16 protein-coding genes are annotated in these 15,829 nt (G+C 28.4%); 2 read left to right on the top strand and 14 right to left on the bottom strand.

Going from position 1 to position 15,829, the window contains the following annotated elements:
* Nucleotides 1-8: 8 nt before the first annotated feature.
* The 11 genes from LOS86_RS07210 to LOS86_RS07160 form a co-directional block, all read right to left on the bottom strand.
* Complete coding sequence (locus LOS86_RS07210) at nt 9-611, bottom strand: hypothetical protein (protein WP_231841423.1); 603 nt, start codon at nt 609-611, stop codon at nt 9-11.
* Between the two features lie 9 nt (nt 612-620).
* Nucleotides 621-1,259, bottom strand: coding sequence for a hypothetical protein (locus tag LOS86_RS07205; RefSeq protein ID WP_231841421.1), 639 nt, complete (start codon nt 1,257-1,259; stop codon nt 621-623).
* On the bottom strand, nt 1,260-2,396 hold the full coding sequence (locus LOS86_RS07200; RefSeq protein ID WP_231841420.1) for an MFS transporter: 1,137 nt from the start codon (nt 2,394-2,396) through the stop codon (nt 1,260-1,262).
* A 93-nt stretch (nt 2,397-2,489) separates the two neighbouring features.
* On the bottom strand, nt 2,490-4,025 hold the full coding sequence (locus tag LOS86_RS07195; RefSeq protein WP_231841419.1) for a T9SS type A sorting domain-containing protein: 1,536 nt from the start codon (nt 4,023-4,025) through the stop codon (nt 2,490-2,492).
* 308 nt (nt 4,026-4,333) lie between these two features.
* Nucleotides 4,334-4,978, bottom strand: coding sequence for an FEKKY domain-containing protein (locus LOS86_RS07190; RefSeq protein ID WP_231841418.1), 645 nt, complete (start codon nt 4,976-4,978; stop codon nt 4,334-4,336).
* A 13-nt stretch (nt 4,979-4,991) separates the two neighbouring features.
* Nucleotides 4,992-5,573: a hypothetical protein gene (locus LOS86_RS07185; RefSeq protein ID WP_231841417.1), complete on the bottom strand. Its 582-nt coding sequence runs from the start codon at nt 5,571-5,573 to the stop codon at nt 4,992-4,994.
* Nucleotides 5,574-5,631: 58 nt separating this feature from the next.
* Nucleotides 5,632-7,170: a hypothetical protein gene (locus LOS86_RS07180; RefSeq protein WP_231841416.1), complete on the bottom strand. Its 1,539-nt coding sequence runs from the start codon at nt 7,168-7,170 to the stop codon at nt 5,632-5,634.
* Nucleotides 7,170-8,867 carry a DKNYY domain-containing protein gene (locus LOS86_RS07175; RefSeq protein WP_231841415.1) on the bottom strand — a complete coding sequence of 566 codons (1,698 nt, stop codon included), beginning with the start codon at nt 8,865-8,867 and terminating at the stop codon, nt 7,170-7,172. Before LOS86_RS07175 ends, LOS86_RS07180 begins: the two co-directional genes overlap by 1 nt.
* Before the next feature lie 174 nt (nt 8,868-9,041).
* Nucleotides 9,042-9,704, bottom strand: a complete 663-nt coding sequence (locus tag LOS86_RS07170; RefSeq protein ID WP_231841414.1) for a response regulator transcription factor — start codon at nt 9,702-9,704, stop codon at nt 9,042-9,044.
* A gap of 1 nt (nt 9,705) precedes the next feature.
* The gene (locus tag LOS86_RS07165; RefSeq protein ID WP_231841413.1) at nt 9,706-10,470 is read right to left on the bottom strand and encodes a sensor histidine kinase; all 765 of its coding nucleotides are present in this window, start codon (nt 10,468-10,470) and stop codon (nt 9,706-9,708) included.
* Between the two features lie 781 nt (nt 10,471-11,251).
* Nucleotides 11,252-11,890 carry a hypothetical protein gene (locus LOS86_RS07160; RefSeq protein WP_231841412.1) on the bottom strand — a complete coding sequence of 213 codons (639 nt, stop codon included), beginning with the start codon at nt 11,888-11,890 and terminating at the stop codon, nt 11,252-11,254.
* An 89-nt stretch (nt 11,891-11,979) separates the two neighbouring features.
* On the opposite strand from LOS86_RS07160, the gene LOS86_RS07155 reads away from it, so the two are divergent.
* Together LOS86_RS07155 and LOS86_RS07150 are read left to right on the top strand one after the other, a co-directional pair.
* Complete coding sequence (locus tag LOS86_RS07155; RefSeq protein ID WP_231841410.1) at nt 11,980-12,645, top strand: hypothetical protein; 666 nt, start codon at nt 11,980-11,982, stop codon at nt 12,643-12,645.
* A 74-nt stretch (nt 12,646-12,719) separates the two neighbouring features.
* Nucleotides 12,720-13,160 (top strand): lipocalin family protein, encoded by a 441-nt coding sequence (locus LOS86_RS07150; protein ID WP_231841408.1) that lies wholly within the window; start codon nt 12,720-12,722, stop codon nt 13,158-13,160.
* A gap of 67 nt (nt 13,161-13,227) precedes the next feature.
* On the opposite strand, the gene LOS86_RS07145 is transcribed toward LOS86_RS07150, so the two are convergent.
* From LOS86_RS07145 to LOS86_RS07135, 3 genes are all read right to left on the bottom strand, one after another.
* Nucleotides 13,228-13,959 carry a hypothetical protein gene (locus LOS86_RS07145; RefSeq protein WP_231841406.1) on the bottom strand — a complete coding sequence of 244 codons (732 nt, stop codon included), beginning with the start codon at nt 13,957-13,959 and terminating at the stop codon, nt 13,228-13,230.
* Nucleotides 13,960-14,227: 268 nt separating this feature from the next.
* Nucleotides 14,228-15,478: a type II toxin-antitoxin system HipA family toxin gene (locus LOS86_RS07140; RefSeq protein WP_231841404.1), complete on the bottom strand. Its 1,251-nt coding sequence runs from the start codon at nt 15,476-15,478 to the stop codon at nt 14,228-14,230.
* A 6-nt stretch (nt 15,479-15,484) separates the two neighbouring features.
* The gene (locus LOS86_RS07135) at nt 15,485-15,775 is read right to left on the bottom strand and encodes a helix-turn-helix domain-containing protein (RefSeq protein ID WP_231841402.1); all 291 of its coding nucleotides are present in this window, start codon (nt 15,773-15,775) and stop codon (nt 15,485-15,487) included.
* Nucleotides 15,776-15,829 lie beyond the last annotated feature (54 nt).

The following is a 15,829-nucleotide window of genomic DNA, read 5'->3' as shown; positions in this document are numbered from 1 at the left end:
TGAACTTATTACTCTTCTTTTGCTGAATTAATGAAGCTATCTAAAACATCTTTCACAGAGGGTAGATTACCAATATTTGCCTCAATACGGTTATGTAAATCAACGAATTTAGCTTCATAATTTAAAACCTTAGCTGCATATTCATAGGGATATATTGAAACAACTGCTCCGTTATTATCGTACTTTAATGTTAAAAAGCGTAAAGGAAATTCGGGTTCGTTATCGCTAAATAATTTAAAACCGTATTTTTTTATTATAAAATCGCTAAATGCATGACTTAAAAACAACGTAGCCTCTTTATCACTTAATTCAAAGGCTCTACAGTATAAACTGAATCCAAAACCTTCGTCAACAACTTGATCTAAATTCTCAGGGTGATTGCTAATCTCTTTATTTAATTTTTCTATTTTATTGTCTATAAAATATCCCTCAATCATCTTTAAACAACCATCTAGAATTCCGTTTTCATCATAAATATTTTCCTCTTGATATCTTTTATTAAAATATTCATCTGTATAAATAGCATCAAATTTTGGAGCATCGTGATTTTTTGCTTTTGTAGTTTCTTGTTTTTCCTGTTTTGAAGAAAAAAGTTTTTTAAAAAAATTCATATCGTTAATTTAATGTTTAATGAGAATATTTGGAAATGGATTTCCGTATGCTTTGTTGTAAAAATAAACCATTCTTTCTTTGTTCTTAAAATTAGGATTTATTCGATACTCATAAAGCAAGATAATAAAAATTAGAGCCAAATCATTCTTAGTGTATAATTCAGTATCTAAAATTTCATTGAAATATTTGATAGTATTACATTTTATTTGAAGTGTTTTAATAAATTGATTTTTTAAAGAAATTGAAGTTCTAATATCCATTTCTTTAGGTAAAAGATTAATTCCAACTATTTGACCAATTTTTAATCTTAAATCTTTTTCCTCCTCTGAATCAGCGTCATATTTTATGAAAAGACCAACTAGAAGCCCCATCATAATTGACAAAATCAAAAACTTAAAAATAGTTTCAATTTCAATAAATTGAGGTATAAATAATAGGACTGATAAAATAAAAACTAAAATACTAGAGTATATCTTAATAATGTGTCCGTTATGAATTCCTATTTCTATACTTTGCATTGAGTTATTATCAATAAAAAAATAGCTATTTAATGGAAACAACGGAATTCCTAAAACAAAAAATTGAGTTCCAATAAATTGATTATTCAACTTCTTGTATGGTTTAATTGTGACTAATCCTAAAATCATCTAATTAACTTTATAAATTCTGTAGAAAAATTGAATTTCAGTACCTTGTCTTAACGACATTTTTTCAACTCTAAAATTTGATTTTTCATAACAATCTATTACCCCTGGAATATCTTCGTTAACTTTTACATATTGATTTTTTCTTAAATAATTATCTAAAAACATTTCCATCCCTTTTCGAGGAAAAAACAAAATATCGGAATCTTTCTTCATTATTAAAGATTCTCTGCTTGAATTGATCCATGAGTTCTTGTTTGAATCGTAATTCCAACCATAAGAGATAGTATTAAGTTTCTCCGAAATTTGCTTTTGATTTTTTTCTAAAAAAGCAGTTAAATCATCAAAAACTATTGCTCTTTCTTCTGTTTTAAAAATAGCCCTTACTTCTTCATCAGAATTCAGAAGCATAAAATTATACGGGTTTACACTTGAGTAAATTAAATTGACTTTTTGCCCTTTGTAATAATTGTTAAACTCATTAGGCATAATTTCAATAGTCTTTTTTATTGTTCTTTTATCTTTATCTTTTGTTATAAACTTAACCGTAATCTCAGCATCATTAGAACGTCTCCCTTTTAAGCTTCTTGACTCATAAAAAGCTCCTGACGTTATTACCCCTACTGTTTCAACTTTAGTTTCTATAAGTGTTTTTTTAGCTCCATTTTCAATACGATTTTGAATTAAAAAGAAAAAAATAAAACTTGGAATAAAAGCTAATGGAACAAAAAAAGAGAAAAAGCCACCAAGATCAAAATCAAGAGTAGCGTTTTCGGAAATATTTTCAGGATACCATGAGTTATAAAAAACGTATGAAAAATAGATAGAAAAACTCAATAAAACTGCACCAAAAATTGATATTAAAGTTACGTTATCAACTATACTAGTTGTAGGTAAATAAAAAAAGAAAAGTATGGATACCAAAACGATTAAACCTACACCGATGTAAAAACAAATTTTATTTCGCTTTTTTAGGGTTTCAACAACATAGTACTTATATTTTCTTGTAGCTTCTTCTCTAATAATAGAAATTTCTGAAGTAGTGAGATTATAAGCTTTTAAAGAATTATCAATACGATAAGAAAGTTCATTTTTTTTGAGCATTTCAAATACTTTTTCAATCAATTTATCATTATCCATAACTAGTGAATTAAAGTAATTTTTATTTATTATAACTGGTAATTTATGTTGTAAAAAAAAAAGCAACTTTTACAGTTACTTTTTTTCAAGTGTTTATTGCTTAACAAACTTACTTAAAACTTCTCCAATTTTTATAAAATATAATCCATTTTGCATACTTGAAACATCAAGAGCTTTATTAATTTCATCTATTTTACCTTTTAAAACAACTCTTCCATTAGCATCAAAAATTTGAAATTCTTTTCCTAAATTTTCAGAATGATTTGATAAATCTAGATGTAATGTATTTTTAACTGGATTTGGATAAATTGTAATTGTATTTTTATCAAAATCATTAGCTGATAAAGTTGCATTATTATATCGAGCTATTGCAATATCATTACCTGTGTAACCTACAGCAATAATTTTATCATCCGATTGAATTGCCATATCAAAAGCCTCATTTGTTGTATTGGTACCAAAAGTAGTTGTTACTTTACCAGAAGTTCCAAATGAAGTATCTACAGTATAATCAGAATTCACTCTAGCCAAGCCAAAAGTTGAGCTACTAACTGAAGCAACACTTGAACCGACCATAACAATCTTGCCTGTGCTATCTACACCCGTGCCATAAATAATATCTTTATTTAGTGTAGCAAAATTAAATGATGCTTTACCTTGAGCAGTAGAACCAGAAGAATTATATAAACCTAAAAAATAATCATACTGCAAATCTGTTAAATAACCACCACCGGCAAATAAAAAACTATCATCTGAATTCAAAATTATTGAAAATGATTTATCATCTCCGTTAAAGCCTCCATTTGTTACAATTAATCCATCCGTTGAAAATGTTGTATCTAAGGAACCATTACTGTTTAATCTACATCCGTAATGATTAGCACTCCAAGATAAACCTTGTTGATTGATCCAACCTACTGCTGAAATTTTACCATTTGATTTTACTGCTAAATCTTCAATTGTATGAAAGTAAGTCCCACTACCAGAACCATTAGGCAAGGTAACAATTCCAGTGGTATTAAAATTAGTATCAAGAACACCATTGCTTGTATATCTTGCAATAACACCTTGAGAATTTGTAGAAGTTGCAGAAGATGTTCCGCCCACAATTAAATTGCCTGTTAAAGCGTGAATTTTAATTACTTTAATTTCATCAGCTCTACCCGAAATAAATTCAGTATAAACTTTTCCTGCAGTTCCAAAAGTTGTATCTAAAGTTCCATTAGATGTAATACGGATAATAGCGGCATTTTTATTACTACCATCATCAGAAAAACCAGCTAAAAGAATATTACCATCTGATAAAAGTGACATAGCATAAGCAACATCATCACTACCACCTTGTAAATCAAATGTAGCAATTCCGTTTGTACCAAATGAAGTATCTAATGTTCCATCCGTATTATATCTAATACAAAAGAAATCTTTTCCTGAAATACTACTATTGGTAGTTCCTGAAACAAGAATTTTTCCATCAGATTGTAAAACAGTAGCATAAGCAATATCAGCACCAGAATTTATTGATGTTGTTACTTTTCCTCCTGTACCAAAAGAAGTATCTAGACTTCCTCCTTGTGAAAATATATTGAGGGTTGAAAATAAAAGGGCAAATGGTAAAATTTTAATCATGATAAATAGTTATTTATTGTTTATAACAAAGTAACCAATATCAAAAATTACTTACAATACGTATAAACACGTAAATTTTAAAAGTAAAACAACGTCTTTTGGAATTCTATTGTAGTATAAAACATCAAGAGATGACCTTATTTTAGGGCGAGGCAATTAGGATCTACTCAATAGAAACCTTATGTTAAGAGGGTCGTTGTAGATTATAGGCCCATCACTATCCAGTTGTTATTAATGATTATTTTAAGCCGAAAGTTTTAGTTTGGTAAACCCCCAGAAATTATATAAATGGCTTTTGTGTACTGTATTTATTCTTTCTTTAAACCAACCGCATCTTTTCTGATTTCTGAAAGCCAAGATTTCTTGAATTTCTTTTTAAGGTGTTTAAAAGTTAGCTTGTTGTATTTTTTTAAATAATCGTTTTTGTAATTACCAATTGAAGAATATTTCACATTATATTTTTGTTCAAATTTTAAATCTTCATCGTTTAAATCATTCGAAGTCAATTCTGAAACAAAAATTACAAAAACATTATTTTTAGCATTCTTTTTAAATTTATATTTTGGATTATTTGCGTTTTCAATGTCTTCTTTAGTGACCATTGTTGTTGCTTCCAACTTTTTAATTCTACGAATATAATATGCTGGATCAAATGATTCATGTATCGGATCAATTTCAAATAATTTCACCTGAATTTCTTGCTTATCTACTTTTATTTTTTGGGATTTCATACCCGTGAAACTAAATACCAAAGTATCATTTAAAGAAACTTCTAAAACATAATTTCCATCTATATCAGTATTACAACCTTTGTTGGTTTTATAAATTCGAACTTCTGCTCCAGGAAGTGGTTCTCCTGTTTTTCCGTCGGTTACTTTTCCATTTACTGTAATTTGTTGACCAAAAGATATAATAGAAAAAAGAAAAAATGATAGTAAAAGAAGTTGTTTCATGTGAAATATGTGTTTACTCGGTTAAAGCTGCATTGTAGGCTTCTATATCATCTATCCAAATTTTTACTGCGTTATTGCTCTCTTTTGCTTGTTCAATTGCTTTTAATGTAACTTTTGAATTCACTGGAGCGCGTTCGGGGAAAAGTTCCTCAATTTTATGAAAACTATTTCTTAAAATTTTTATTCCTAAAATTACTTCTTCTGATGAAATGTATTGTTGTTCAGCTTTACTATATTTCCCAGCAATATAATATTGTGTAGCTCTGTATTGTATTTTTGTAATATACCAATCATAAAAAAAATGCTTCAGTTTTTTGGTTTTGGGATCAAATTTTAAAGCAAAAATTGCTTTTTGATTGACATCTGGAATTTGTCCTCTCAATGAATAATGAGTTTTACTACTTCGAGGTAATACTAATTCTGATTGTTTTAAAATTGCTTTATTCTTTAAGTCGTTCCAAATTGGCTTTATTATTTCGATGGTTACTTCTGTATTGTCGTATTTTATAACTTGTCCTTCAAAAATTATATCAGCAGTTAGTATTGCTCTACTCTGAGAAACAGCCAGAGGTGATTCGCTTTTAACAAAAGACATACTAAAGATAGCAAGTACAATTATTGTTACTTTTTTTATTTTAAATTTTGTATTTGATTTAGTCATCCAAATATTCCTTTCCTTCTTTACTCAACCAACCATTTTTACCATTAGGCAATTCAAAACGAGCAAAGTTTCCTTGAAAATCTTCGAGTTTTTTGTATCTAAATTCTTTATGTAATGGAAAAAGCTTGAATAAATTATTTTTCTTCATCTTATAAAATGGATACTTGAACTCAACAAACTGTAATTCTTGATATTCATTAAAATTATTGAATTCTGAAGATGCGATATTTTTTTTGAAATCTGCATTGTTTGCATAAAAGTTTCCTAAGTAACTCATTCCAAATGTTCCATTATCTCTTTGAAAATAAATTACATTATAACTGAAATCAACCATTTCTGTAATTCTAGTTTTAAAGTTATCAAAATGATAAAATTCTTGATTAGAAGAAATTGTATCTTTTGAATTGTTATTTTCAAAATAGAAATTCTTAATCCCAAATGCATTTGTTAAAGATAAAGTATCTATTTCGGTTGTGTTAGTTTCCAATCCGAAAACATCCATATTTCTTGCTTTCAAAATGAATTTTTCATTTGACTTGGAAATAGCCAATTCATACTTATACTCATGTTGCGGAGCTTCAGGAAGTAAAACTATTGGGTAAGAAAAACCTTTTTTTATTTCTTTACCTGTCCAATCTATCCATTTTAATTTATTCTTTTCAAGAATTTGGATACTTCCTAAATGTCCTTTAGAAGCTTGCACAGGAAACTTGTTTATTTTATTAAATGATAAATTATATAAATCCATTTTATTTTTGTTGAAACACTTAATTATCGAACTTAATACAATTGAATCATATGCTTCTGAAATTAAAATTTCATTATGAATGTTTTTCAACCTAACTTTTTTTGACGGCAATGTATCAACAACAAAAAATTCATCTTCTAAATCATGAAATGCATGTTGCGAAAATTTATAGATTTCTTCATTAGAGATTTTTAATTTTTCAGTTTTAAATTCCTTGCTTTCCGAATCGTATTGATGAATTATTTTATATAATTTATTGGTTGGAATAATAAATATTTCTTCATTATCATAAGTATAAATAATTTTTTTATTCTCAAATTCAATGATAATAAATGGCATGTATTCTTCAATATCAGTATACTTATTTTTGTCCTCATACTTATTTGTAAAATAGGCAAAGAAATTCTTATTTATCAAGTACAATTTATATTCATCGTATTTTTTATCATCATTACTTAAACGATATGTATAGTTGAAACTTATTTTCTGTAAATCATTGAAATGATGATTTTCTTTAATATCCGAATAAGAAACTAAAGATTTTCCTTTACAAAACAATTTCAATGATTCTTCTGAAATAGGTTGGAGTTTTGTTTCAATAGATTTCTTTGACTTATTAAAAAGAACATTCAATTTCATTTCAAAAAATTGATTGTCTTTTTTAATAATTATTCCTTTTCCTGGCACAATAAACTTCAATTCTCCTTCGGTAACTTTATAAGTTTGTTGTCCAAAAGATAAAATAGGAAAAAGAGATAATACTATGTAAAGGAGTTTTATCATTATTGAGGTGTCTCTAAATTTTCAAATAAAGGACTTAACTTCTTGTTCAGTGTTTTTCCTAAAAACCTAATTGTGATTTCATTTGATACTTTTACCCACCAAAATCCCTCAGCATTTCTAAATAAGTAAAAATCAGAACCTGGTGTTTCGTCTAATCCACAACCCAAACGATAACCAGGAAATGAAGCTAAAATTTCTAACTTATAGCTCTTGATGATTCGTGTTCCATTACTATATAAATAATTTTTGTCCATAATAAAACCGTTAAAGTATTTTGTGGTTTCAACATCAATGTAATTTATTACAAGTAATCCTTTTTCTCGGTTGTATTGGTAAACATTGTCTTTGTCTATGTAATAATTATTGTCGAGCTTTCTAAAAGTAACTGGATCTGCACTTGTTTTTTTACCATCATGATAAACAGCATTATTATCTTTGGATAGTTTGTAGTCGTAAAGTGTTCTTAAAATAACTTTGCTATTAAGTTTACCTAAACGCACCATATTATTTGGTATATGTGGTCTGTTTTTGCTAATTTCTATCTGTTCAGGTGTTAAGTTCTCATAAAGTGTTTTGGTACTTTCTTCATACGCCTGATTGTTATAATAAACATACAAGCTACTGCCTTCTGTAATTTGTAAATTTTTGCTACTTACATCATCAGTATATTTAAAGGGAAATTTATCATATACTACTTTATCTAATTCTTTGTCATAACGTCTTGTGTAAACGCCATTTTTGTCATAAACAAAATCTGTAAATCCAAAAGTACCAAAGGTCGCCACGTCAAACTCATTTTTTGATAAAATTTCATTGTAGCGAAATAAGTTTTTTCCGTCTGTGATGTAGGCAGAATTGGTATGGTCCCAAACTTTTAATTTGTTAAAGTCAGCTTTGTTTATGGGTAATGTTTTAATATCGTCACCAAATGAAGAACTATATACGTTGTTTTTATCTTTAGCATAATGTCGAGAAAGCCCTACTAATGTTTTGGTATCTATATTGGAAATTACTTTATTGTGATAAAGAACCTTTGTAGCTGTTTTTTTCAAGGAGTTATTCACATAAAGTAAAGGTTCGGCTTCCAAGAACACAATTTCTCCATCTTTGTACATATAATTTTTATCATAGAACATTCGATTGTCGTTGTATATTAAATCGGCTGTTGCAAGATCAGCACCTTCAATTTTTTTGTCGAAATAATAAATATTGGAGTTGTCTTTAAAATAAATTCCGCTGTAACTTTTTTTCTGTTGGTCAGATAATCTTGTAAATTCACTCGCATTAAGTTTAGGTAAAACAGTTGTGTTTTTGTAAACCGAAGTATTGGTTTTCCACAACAAATCTTTTTCATTTATGCCTAAAAAAGTAAATCCTGTAGTATCTGTAGCAACAAAATTTCCTTGTACATATACTCCATTTTTATCCAAAGCTATTCCATATTGACCATAATACTTTACTATTTCAAAAGAGGAAATATCTGCATAAAGTATTTTTCGGGTATTACAATCCTGATATATTATATAATTTTCGTTTACATAATAAACAGGTTGCTCTAAAAATTTGCATCCACCATTCATTCCACCTGTTGTGCCAATGGTTAAAGCATCATCTTGTGTTGCTTGTAGCGTGTTTTTTTCTTGCGAATGGCAAGATGTTGCAAATAAAAATGTAATTATGTAAATTAAGATTTTCATGAAATTTGGTATTTGTACGATTTTGGATAAAATAGCACACAATGTGTTTATTTGCGAAATTTTACAACTTTTATGCCATATTATTAGATAGATTAGCAAAAGTTACTAAATAAAAACAAAGTAACCTAATTCAATTCATATAACAATACGTATAAACACCTAATATAAAATTATTTACAAGTCATCAAGTGTGATAATACGTTCTTTTAAACCGTAAACTACTACTTCAATAAAATTCAAACAACTGGTTTTATCCATAATGGTTTTTCTATGGGTTTCCACTGTTCTTTTGCTGATGAAAAGATGGTCTGCAATTTGCTGACATGTTAGACCTTTAGCTGACCAAAAAATGATTTCTTTTTCTCTAGGTGAAAGTAAGTCTTTGTTTATTTGTTGGTCATCATTATTTTGTGTCGCTTTCCAAAGCATTGCTTCTTTTACTACATCTGACAAAGAGATATCAAAATAATAATCTTTCTCTATCATACTCAAAACAGCTTCTTTAAAAGAATCCGTTGAAGAATTTTTGGAGAAAAAACCGTTAGCACCCGATTCGAAGATTTGATGTATGGATTCTTTTGTTGTTAATTGAGAAACAGTTAATATTTTAATAACGGGTTTTAGTTGTTTTATTTTTTTACATAACGTAAACCCGTCCATAATTGGCATTTGAATGTCTAATAAAACCAAATCAACCGTATTGTTTTGTAAGTATTGTAAAAGTAAAGTACCATCATTAGTATCAAAAACAACTTCGATTGTTTCTATTTGTTCTAAAACAAAAATTAGACTTTTACGAAATAATTCGTGATCATCAACAAGGGCAATTTTAAACATTTTATTTTCTTTTTAATTGAATGATGTAAGTATTGGATTTATCATCAGATAATTGTTTCATAGTTGCACCAATACTTTTAATTCTCGACATTATATTTTGTAGACCACCACTATGATTGGCTTCAAAAGTAGAGAAGAAATCAAACGGTATACCGTTATCTGTTATTTTGATTTGTAGCTCTTTTGTTTGACTTTCTATCATTAATTGCACCATTGAAACTTGTCCGTGTTTAAACATGTTTTGAATCAATTCTTGAATTAAACGAAATAAGGCATATTTTTCGTGTGAGCTTAACTCAAAATTATCTAGATCGCCCTTTAAATCGAGCTTTGCATCTGAATGTGTTTGTAAAAATTCGAAATAGACTTCCAGTGCTGGTCTCAATCCTTTTTGGTCTAACAAAGGTGGCATTAACTTTTGACTAATTACTCTAACATTTTCTGTTGTTTGTTGTAACGTATTTTGTAGTAATTGTATATGCGCTTTAAACTTTTCATCTAATACCCCAGTTTCTAATCCTGCTAATGTAAATTTCAAAGCATTTAAATCGCCTTGAACGCCGTCATGCAAATCAATAGCAATGCGTTCTCGTTCATTTTTTTCACTTTCAAGAGCTGTTTTTAGCAATAGATTTGCTTCATTTCGCTTCATTTTCATAAAATGATTTTGGTAAAAAAGCACTAAAAACAATAAACCAAAAACTAAAAAAAGCATTATGGCAGTTCCTAAAATAAAGGCAATTTTAATGTCTTTTACTACATCCATTCGAAATTGAAATTAATTGGCTAAAATAGTTGTAAACTGAAGAGTAAAGGTAAGTAATTACACGTAATTATTTTGTCAGTTGTTTTTGAAGCTTCCAAATTCCAACCAATAAAAATGTTTTGTGAACAATGTTAAAAAAAATATTAAACATCCAATAATGGGATATGAACTCTCTCTGATTTACATATATTGTATTGGCCATTAAAAACAAAATAATAGTACCTGTATAGTAAAGTATGAAACCAGAAACAAAATAAAAGTTTGAACTTTGAGTCAATGAAGAATAAGCCTTCTCGGTGATCGTAATCTTAAACCATGTTATAGCATAATAAATGATGATAATTGTGGTTAAAACTCCTAAAAAAGATATAGAGTTTAAAAACCTTTCCCTAGTATGATGCAATACGATGTACAAAAACAAGAAGAGGTATAAAATTGAACTTCCCCATACTATTTTCTTAATTTTCTGTTCTAAAATGTAATAAAAGAAATATTGAATAGTAAAAAAAGCAAGAAAATCATATACATAAAACCAAATGGTTGAACTAATGTAAAGTGTAAAGGTAAAAATGAATTCATACAAACTAGCAATAAAACATAAAATAATAAAAGGTAAGATAGGTTTACTATCTTGAATTATTTTTTTCCTAATCCACCCATAATATAATAAAGGCAATAAGGATTGAAAAAGTGCTATGTAAATTACTATTTGCATTTAAAATTAAATTAATTTAAGGTTTAACTTATAATCTTTAAGAATTGAAATTACACAAGAAAAAAATTAATTTTTTCTTGCCTTCCATATTCCAATAATTAAAACCGTTTTATGAAAAATGTTGAAGAATAAGTTGATTAACCAATAATATTGTAAATGAGAATTATTATTATGATAAATTGAATGCGCCAATAAGAATAAAACAACTACACCTGAATAATAAAACAAGAATCCTGTAACAAAATAAAATGTAGGACTATCAGCTAAAGACACTAAAGTTGTTTCCATAAACACTTTTTTGAACCACTTGATGGAGTATATCAGTTGCAACAAAGTTGTGAATGAAGTTATATACGATAAGTAATTCAAATAGTTTTCTATGGTATGATGTATCACTGCATACGTAAATAATATCAAATACAAACAAGAACTAATCCAAACCAACTTCTTTACTTTTTTATCGAGAACATTATAAAAAAAATATTGAATGGAGAAAAAAGCTAATAAATCATAGGTGTAAAACCACGGAATCGTATTAAAACGTAAAATAGTTGTAAAAATAAATTCGTAAAGACCTGCTATAAAACACAAAACAATGAACGGAAAAATTGGTTTAATTTCTTTATTCAATCTACTTTTTGTAAACCAATACACAAAAAGAGGGATTAATGAATATAGAACTGTTATTGTTATAAGTAATCGCATAAAATCTTTAATTTATAGTTTTCAAATATATTTATAATTATTAGGAATTTTGAATTAAGCATTGTTGATTTGTAAAAAAATACTTCAAGATGTACATGTCTCCGCTATATGCCTTTCTGTTTTATACGGCCTTAATTTTAGGAACAATTCCATTCCTACTCATTTGGAAAAACAACACTAAATTTGATAAAAAAAATCCAATATTCCCTTATGTTGTGGTAGTATTTATTGCCAGTTTTTATGAATATTTTGGAACTTACTTACTGAAAATTAATGCAACCAACTGGTTTATGGTGTACAAAATCTTAGCTATAACCACCTTACAATATTACTTTTATCACATCCTTAATAAAAAATACAAAGCGCTTTTTATAGTTTTTAGTGCCCTTTTTATAGCTACTTTTGTCTACAATCTTCAACATCTTAATGATAAGACCTTTTTAGACATTAGCGCTTATTTAAATGCCATTACGACATGTTTAGTCATTACCTTTTCTATTCTTTGGTTCAAACAATTAGAGAGAAAAACAATACAAAAAGAAAGAAAACAAAATCCTAACGTCTACTTCATAGTAGGCTTACTTTTCATGTATGGTGGTACCATAATTTTATACTTGTACGCTAATAATCTGTATTTAACCAATAAAGAATTGTTTTTCACCTCCTGGATGCTAAACTTTTTGCTAAATATTGTTAACAGAACTTTATTAATCGTTGGTGTTTGGAAAATCATTAAGCACCATAAAAACCAATAATTACGTATTTACACGTATTGACTTCAAGTTGTTTTACAGCTACTTTTACCTTTCAAAATTCAAAAATTTTAAAAATGAAAAAATTATTTTTATTAGTAGCTACTATTTTAAGCATTAGTTTTACTGGATGTTCGAAAGATGACGACAACTCCTCTTCAGCTTCACAACATGAATTAATTTTAGGTAGTTGGAGATTCTCACAAGAAGGATCAATAATAAATGGACAAGAAGTTCTAGATAGTTATGATAATGCTGCACCACAATGTGGCTTTGATTATGTTGAATTTAGAAGCAGTTCAGAAATTAAAGAATATATTTATGATACCGATATTAATTCCAATTGTATGAATTTTTTAAACTCAGGTAATTGGTCTCTTTCAGGAACTAATCAACTAAGTATTACTTTTGATAGTTCCACTACTATTAATGAAATATTAGTCTTAAATCAAACTACATTAAAAGTAAAATATGCAAGTGGAGGTGTCGCTAGAATAATAGTATTTAATAAAATATAAAAATTAGATAATATACACTCATAAATAAAGCCCCAAAAGTAAGTTTACTATTTAGGGCTTTTTTTTATTACAATTTAACTTCAGATTTTTTAACAATCTTAGCTATTCGCTTTCTTAAATCGCCCATTAATTCTTCTAAAGCACTTTCACACATTGGAAGGATTTTTTCTGGTTTTACAACTGGAACTCCTCCAACCATTACACCCGTTTTCTTAGAACGCTCGTTTTCATAGAATGCAAAAACTTTTTCACCTGATTTATTATATAAAGCTACTCTAGTTGTAGCTCTCATTTTTATTGTCATTGTACTTCCAATACCAAAACCCTTTTCAAATGCAAAATTGACATATACAAACATTACTCCGTCTGCTTTATCTGCAAACATTTTTGCCATTGCAACCTCGTTTGCTTGCCCCATAAAACCTTCATATATGTATTTATAATTGCTATGCATTAAATAATTAGCGGCGTCATAATTTTTCACATCAAACTTTGGTGTAAAATTTTGATATTCAGTATTACTTAAAACCTCAGATTCAGGAAGTAACTCAAATGGAAACTCTTTTGAATAGTCATTAAAAAAATTGTCGTGATACGTGTTAAGAATAGGGGTTAGATTAAAATTTGGATCGTCACGCAATTGCAAAATGTCTTGTAATAGAAAGTCAAATCCGGCTCCTAATTCATTAAATTCAACCATTTTATTGGCATAAAATGTAACAACAGCTACTTTTTTCTTCTGTGCAATAGCTGTTGAAAAAGTAAGTACCAATAAACAAATCGTAGTTAGTTTTTTCATTTTTAAAATAGTTTAATATATTTTTCAAATTTACTTTAGATTTTTTGCACTAAACTCAGTATAAATACTTAATTATACAATAGTTCTAAATTAAAATCGAATTATAGTGTCTTTCTTAATTTTTAGAAAAATTAATACAAAATTCATTGAAGATTTGAAAATGATGAAAATGTAACTTCTAGTTTAGATTCTAATTTTAATAATCGATTGCAATAAAATAACCTATCCGTTTTTATTTTATAGGTTTATTAAATTTTAGATTAATCCATTAAAAACGAAACGCTTTTTCCATTAATTGTTGTTCACTTCTTGTGATTCCAATTCTATTCGCCACTTCTTTCCAATTCCTTACCACACTTGTAACTTCATCGATTATGGTGTTCATTTGTGTTTCATTTAATCTGAAATACGCTCCCACACTTTTGGCTAATTCGAAATCCAATTCATTATTATCCATATCGATATTTAATGATAAGCCGTCTTTATCAATGGAAGGGTTTAAATCATACGCTGGAGATAATATCCAACCCTCATCGGTTAATATAAAACCATGATTTCTAAGATGATCATCTGTGTTTGAAATGCTAATATTGAAAATGATTCTCCTCCATAGTTGATGTAGATTCGCTTCAATGTTCACACCATGATTACTTATAAATTCAGCTATTTCTAAGTAACTTGGATGATTGTCTTTTATTGTATCTTCGTTATTTCCTGTCATGGTCATGGCTGAGGCAAAATGGATTCGTTCTCCATTTTCCCTATCAAAACGTTTAGTAAAAAAAGTATGGTAATTTCCCTTAATTTTTTCTATTTTACACGGTGCCATTGTGATTCCTGCTTGAATGGCTAATTCATAAGCTAAATATTCCCAAGCTGCTTTATCTATTGTATCTGACTTTGATGGAAATTTTGCAATCCACAAGTTTTTATCTGTATCTAAGATATTGGCTTTAGGCCTGGCTCCTCCTAATGAAGAACCCGGAGCAATCAATATAGAAAGCCATTTTTTTACCTCATCATTGTCTTTATCGTCTTCTATGCTTTCAGCAGCTACTTGAAGCTCTCTAATTGATGACCAAGGTGGTGTTGGAGTTGTTTTATTGTTGTCTAAAAAATCTCCATTTGGATCCGTTTTAAAACGCAATGCTCCCATCCTACTTGCATCATAAACTCCTAAAAGGAAATCGATATCATAAAGCGTTGGCGTTTTTGTATTATTTTCTCGAGCCCATTGTGCTGCTCTTCGTTTCATAAGTGTTCTTCCCCAAGTATCAGGCATACTATCTAAAAAAATACCAAAATTATCTTTTTGATTTGGGTATTGCGCACCTGAAAACAAACTGATATCTGGATCTAGTAAAAACTTTTGTCCGGTTTTAAGCCATGCGGTATCATATTCAAAACTAAATGCTTTTTTTCCTTTAGCTTGTTGAGCAGACAATACGCCAATTAGTTTCGGTTCTTGCATACCCAACCAATGCGCATATACATAAATATCTGTTTTATTGAGTGCCATTTCTTATTACTTTAAAAGTTCTAGATCTTGCAATCTTCTACCTAGCTCGTCATCAGCTGCTAACTTTAAAAAATCATCTTGAAGCCCCAATACTCGTAATACATTAAAGTAAGCTCCCATTGCCACACTAGGATTTCCCGACTCTATTAAATACAACGTAGAACGAGAAATCGCAGCACGTTCTGCTACTTGCATTGTGGTTAACTTGCGTCGTTTTCGGGCAATTTTGATATTTTCTCCCATTTTTTCCAATACTAAATTGTACTTAGGAAAAATAGTTTGCTTTTTAGTATTCATACAAAATGATTGTTATTCTGTACAAAATTACTATTTTTGTTTGAAATAACAATC

Source organism: Flavobacterium cyclinae (assembly GCF_021172145.1).
Taxonomy (GTDB): Bacteria; Bacteroidota; Bacteroidia; order Flavobacteriales; family Flavobacteriaceae; genus Flavobacterium; species Flavobacterium cyclinae.
Note: the sequence above shows the minus strand (reverse complement) of the source record. Positions and strands in the feature narration are given on the sequence as shown.

Excerpts from the sequence above, each read along its gene's own strand:
- LOS86_RS07185 (WP_231841417.1), bottom strand. The coding sequence starts at position 5,573 with ATGTCTTTTGTTAAAAGCGAATCACCTCTGGCTGTTTCTCAGAGTAGA.
- LOS86_RS07170 (WP_231841414.1), bottom strand. The coding sequence starts at position 9,704 with ATGTTTAAAATTGCCCTTGTTGATGATCACGAATTATTTCGTAAAAGT.
- LOS86_RS07205 (WP_231841421.1), bottom strand. The coding sequence starts at position 1,259 with ATGATTTTAGGATTAGTCACAATTAAACCATACAAGAAGTTGAATAAT.
- LOS86_RS07135 (WP_231841402.1), bottom strand. The coding sequence starts at position 15,775 with ATGAATACTAAAAAGCAAACTATTTTTCCTAAGTACAATTTAGTATTG.
- LOS86_RS07210 (WP_231841423.1), bottom strand. The coding sequence starts at position 611 with ATGAATTTTTTTAAAAAACTTTTTTCTTCAAAACAGGAAAAACAAGAA.
- LOS86_RS07145 (WP_231841406.1), bottom strand. The coding sequence starts at position 13,959 with ATGAAAAAACTAACTACGATTTGTTTATTGGTACTTACTTTTTCAACA.
- LOS86_RS07195 (WP_231841419.1), bottom strand. The coding sequence starts at position 4,025 with ATGATTAAAATTTTACCATTTGCCCTTTTATTTTCAACCCTCAATATA.
- LOS86_RS07175 (WP_231841415.1), bottom strand. The coding sequence starts at position 8,867 with ATGAAAATCTTAATTTACATAATTACATTTTTATTTGCAACATCTTGC.
- LOS86_RS07200 (WP_231841420.1), bottom strand. The coding sequence starts at position 2,396 with ATGGATAATGATAAATTGATTGAAAAAGTATTTGAAATGCTCAAAAAA.
- LOS86_RS07180 (WP_231841416.1), bottom strand. The coding sequence starts at position 7,170 with ATGATAAAACTCCTTTACATAGTATTATCTCTTTTTCCTATTTTATCT.
- LOS86_RS07190 (WP_231841418.1), bottom strand. The coding sequence starts at position 4,978 with ATGAAACAACTTCTTTTACTATCATTTTTTCTTTTTTCTATTATATCT.
- LOS86_RS07140 (WP_231841404.1), bottom strand. The coding sequence starts at position 15,478 with ATGGCACTCAATAAAACAGATATTTATGTATATGCGCATTGGTTGGGT.
- LOS86_RS07160 (WP_231841412.1), bottom strand. The coding sequence starts at position 11,890 with ATGCGATTACTTATAACAATAACAGTTCTATATTCATTAATCCCTCTT.
- LOS86_RS07165 (WP_231841413.1), bottom strand. The coding sequence starts at position 10,470 with ATGGATGTAGTAAAAGACATTAAAATTGCCTTTATTTTAGGAACTGCC.
- LOS86_RS07155 (WP_231841410.1), top strand. The coding sequence starts at position 11,980 with ATGTACATGTCTCCGCTATATGCCTTTCTGTTTTATACGGCCTTAATT.
- LOS86_RS07150 (WP_231841408.1), top strand. The coding sequence starts at position 12,720 with ATGAAAAAATTATTTTTATTAGTAGCTACTATTTTAAGCATTAGTTTT.